Below are 3,012 nucleotides of genomic sequence, written 5' to 3'. Positions count from 1 at the left end.
GAGGTGTTTGTCCGGCGGCGTCCTACTCTCCCACAGCCTCTCGGTTGCAGTACCATTGGCGCTGGCAGGCTTAACTTCCGGGTTCGGGATGGGTCCGGGTGTTTCCCTGCCGCTATGGCCGCCGTAACTCTATGACCCCAGTATGCCGCCCGGGGTGATACCGGCTCACCAGCGACCTCTTTGTGAGGGGGTGTGGTGACCGTGTTCCCCGGGTGGTGGGGTGGTCTTGTAGTGGACGCGTGCACGCAGTGGGTGCTTGTGGTTTTGGTTGAGGGTTTGTGGGGCAAGCCCTCGGCCTATTAGTACCGGTCGGCTAGGCATTGCTGCTGTATACCTCCGGCCTATCAACCCAATAGTCTGTTGGGGGCCTTAACCCACAAGGGGTGGGAAACCTCATCTTGAAATGTGCTTCCCGCTTAGATGCATTCAGCGGTTATCACTTCCGAACGTAGCTAACCAGCCGTGCCCCTGGCGGGACAACTGGCACACCAGAGGTTCGTCCATCCCGGTCCTCTCGTACTAGGGACAGATTTTCTCAAGTTTCCTACGCGCGCGGCGGATAGGGACCGAACTGTCTCACGACGTTCTAAACCCAGCTCGCGTGCCGCTTTAATGGGCGAACAGCCCAACCCTTGGGACCTACTCCAGCCCCAGGATGCGACGAGCCGACATCGAGGTGCCAAACCATCCCGTCGATATGGACTCTTGGGGAAGATCAGCCTGTTATCCCCGGGGTACCTTTTATCCGTTGAGCGACGTCGCTTCCACATGCCGACGCCGGATCACTAGTTCCGACTTTCGTCCCTGCTCGACATGTCTGTCTCACAGTCAAGCTCCCTTGTGCACTTACACTCGCCACCTGATTGCCAACCAGGCTGAGGGAACCTTTGAGCGCCTCCGTTACATTTTAGGAGGCAACCGCCCCAGTTAAACTACCCATCAGGCACTGTCCCTGATCCAGATCATGGACCTAGGTTAGATATCTAGTACGACCAGAGTGGTATTTCAACGATGACTCCACAACCACTGGCGTGGCCGCTTCACAGTCTCCCACCTATCCTACACAAGCCGAACCAAACACCAATACCAAACTATAGTAAAGGTCCCGGGGTCTTTCCGTCCTGCCGCGCGTAACGAGCATCTTTACTCGTAGTGCAATTTCGCCGAGTCCACGGTTGAGACAGCGCCCAAGTCGTTACTCCATTCGTGCAGGTCGGAACTTACCCGACAAGGAATTTCGCTACCTTAGGATGGTTATAGTTACCACCGCCGTTTACTGGGGCTTAAGTTCTCCGCTTCGAACCGAAGTTCTAACAGGTCCCCTTAACCTTCCAGCACCGGGCAGGAGTCAGTCCGTATACATCGTCTTACAACTTCGCACGGACCTGTGTTTTTAGTAAACAGTCGCTTGGGCCTGGTCTCTGCGGCCCTCCCCGCTACACCCAGCAAGTGGGTTGACGGTTCGGGCCCCCCTTCTCCCGAAGTTACGGGGGCATTTTGCCGAGTTCCTTAACCATGGTTCGCTCGATCGCCTTGGTATTCTCTACCTGATCACCTGAGTCGGTTTGGGGTACGGGCGGCGTATAGCTCGCTAGAGGTTTTTCTCGACAGCATAGGATCACCCACTTCCCCCATACGGGGTCGGCGTCACGTCTCAGGTCCGTCATCAAAGACAGTGTCCCGGATTTGCCTAGGACACACCCTACCTGCTTACCCGTGGACTACCATCGCCACGGTTGGGCTACCTTCCTGCGTCACCCCATCGCTTGACTACTACCGGTTCGGATCCCACGCTACGCTCACCCGTCTCGCCCCGAAGGGTCCGATCAGATGAGTTTCAGATGGTTAGCATCACCGGGCTCGTCATGGGCGCTACTTTGCCGGTACGGGAATATCAACCCGTTGTCCATCGACTACGCCTGTCGGCCTCGCCTTAGGTCCCGACTTACCCAGGGCAGATTAGCTTGACCCTGGAACCCTTGATCATTCGGCGGAAGAGTTTCTCACTCTTCATTCGCTACTCATGCCTGCATTCTCACTCGTGTCGCATCCACCACTGGATCACTCCGTGGCTTCACCCGCGACACGACGCTCCCCTACCCATCCACACACCTGAACCAACCAAACAAGTCGGCGGCTTAGTTTAATATGTGAATGCCATAGCTTCGGCGGATGACTTGAGCCCCGCTACATTGTCGGCGCGGAATCACTTGACCAGTGAGCTATTACGCACTCTTTCAAGGGTGGCTGCTTCCAAGCCAACCTCCTGGTTGTCACTGCGACTCCACATCCTTTTCCACTTAGTCACCGCTTAGGGGCCTTAGCTGATGGTCTGGGCTGTTTCCCTCTCGACAATGGAGCTTATCCCCCACTGTCTCACTGCCGCGCTCTCACTTACCGGCATTCGGAGTTTGGCTAACGTCAGTAACCTTGTAGGGCCCATTAGCTATCCAGTGCTCTACCTCCGGCAAGAAACACGCGACGCTGCACCTAAATGCATTTCGGGGAGAACCAGCTATCACGAAGTTTGATTGGCCTTTCACCCCTATCCACAGGTCATCCCCTCAGTTTTCAACCTAAGTGGGTTCGGTCCTCCACGCGGTCTTACCCGCGCTTCAACCTGCCCATGGATAGATCACTTCGCTTCGGGTCTTGATCGTGCTACTGCGACGCCCTATTCAGACTCGCTTTCGCTACGGCTACCCCACACGGGTTAACCTCGCAACACAACGCAAACTCGCAGGCTCATTCTTCAAAAGGCACGCCATCACCACACCACAAGGGCACAGCTCTGACGGATTGTAGGCACACGGTTTCAGGTACTATTTCACTCCCCGCCAGGGGTACTTTTCACCTTTCCCTCACGGTACTTGTCCGCTATCGGTCATCGAGAAGTATTTAGGCTTAACGGGTGGTCCCGCCAGATTCACACGGAATTTCAGGAGTTCCGTGTTACTTGGGAAATCACTCAGCAGACTAGGCCTTACACTTACGGGGCTATCACCCTCTACG

2 rRNA genes (1 of these 2 running past the window's edge) are annotated in these 3,012 nt (G+C 55.8%); both read right to left on the bottom strand.

The features are described 5' to 3' along the window. Nucleotides 1-9: 9 nt before the first annotated feature. Nucleotides 10-126 (bottom strand): 5S ribosomal RNA (gene rrf, locus E4622_RS22560). A 153-nt stretch (nucleotides 127-279) separates the two neighbouring features. Continuing rightward, nucleotides 280-3,012: ribosomal RNA gene (locus E4622_RS22555) — 23S ribosomal RNA — on the bottom strand (it continues 401 nt past the right edge of the window).

Source organism: Nocardioides sp. 503, from assembly GCF_004522095.1.
In the GTDB taxonomy this organism is placed as follows: Bacteria; Actinomycetota; Actinomycetes; order Propionibacteriales; family Nocardioidaceae; genus Nocardioides.
The sequence above is the reverse complement of the archived record's forward strand: the minus strand, read 5'-3'. Positions and strand labels throughout refer to the sequence as shown.